Raw genomic sequence first — 263 nt, 5'->3', positions numbered from 1 at the left:
TCGTGATTTTCGCGCGCTGGTCGCCGTGGAAGGCACTGGTCGGCGCCCTGCTGTTCGGTTGCATCGAGGCGCTGATCCCGCAGCTGGCTGCAGCCGGCGTGCAGTTGCCCCAGTACTTCGTGATGATGACGCCGTATGCGGTAACGCTCGGAGTGATGGTGTGGGTCGCGCTCTCCCGGCGCGGCGCCGATGAAGAGCCCGGTGCGCTGGGCCAACCCTATGTGCGGGAAGAACGCCGATGAAGGCCTGGGTCTACGACGAGG

At 66.2% G+C, this 263-nt stretch carries 1 pseudogene; it reads left to right on the top strand.

Annotation, left to right across the window (positions count from 1 at the left end):
• Window positions 1–242 (top strand): annotated as a pseudogene (locus BB427_RS07200) (hypothetical protein); the annotation flags it as partial.
• Window positions 243–263: the final 21 nt, after the last annotated feature.

The organism is Pseudoalteromonas sp. BMB (genome assembly GCF_001709235.1).
GTDB classification, from domain to species: domain Bacteria; phylum Pseudomonadota; class Gammaproteobacteria; order Enterobacterales; family Alteromonadaceae; genus Pseudoalteromonas; species Pseudoalteromonas maricaloris.
Note: the sequence above shows the minus strand (reverse complement) of the source record. Positions and strands in the feature narration are given on the sequence as shown.